This is a genomic window from Motilimonas sp. 1_MG-2023 (assembly GCF_030547455.1).
Taxonomy (GTDB): Bacteria; Pseudomonadota; Gammaproteobacteria; order Enterobacterales; family CBDFNC01; genus Motilimonas.
On the sequence record NZ_JAUOPX010000120.1, the window covers coordinates 1 to 503 of the forward strand.

The 503-nt window shown below is 52.3% G+C and carries 1 rRNA gene; it reads right to left on the reverse strand.

Annotated elements, in window-relative coordinates:
- Positions 1 to 457 (reverse strand): 16S ribosomal RNA (locus Q4519_RS21695); the annotation flags it as partial.
- Between the last annotated feature and the right edge of the window lie 46 nt (positions 458 to 503).

Here is a 503-nt window from a genome sequence, read left to right on the forward strand (position 1 = left end):
TACCTTTCCTCACGACTGAAAGTGCTTTACAACCCGAAGGCCTTCTTCACACACGCGGCATGGCTGCATCAGGCTTGCGCCCATTGTGCAATATTCCCCACTGCTGCCTCCCGTAGGAGTCTGGACCGTGTCTCAGTTCCAGTGTGGCTGGTCATCCTCTCAGACCAGCTAGGGATCGTCGCCTTGGTAAGCCGTTACCTTACCAACTAGCTAATCCCACTTGGGTTCATCTTGTGGCGTGAGGCCCGAAGGTCCCCCACTTTGCTCCGTAGAGATTATGCGGTATTAGCAGTCGTTTCCAACTGTTGTCCCCCACCACAAGGCAGATACCCAAGCATTACTCACCCGTCCGCCGCTCGTCAGCAGAGAAGCAAGCTTCTCTCTGTTACCGCTCGACTTGCATGTGTTAAGCCTGCCGCCAGCGTTCAATCTGAGCCATGATCAAACTCTTCAATTAAAGTTTTTTTGGTCCGAAGACCTGCTCAATGAATTCTGTTTTGAAC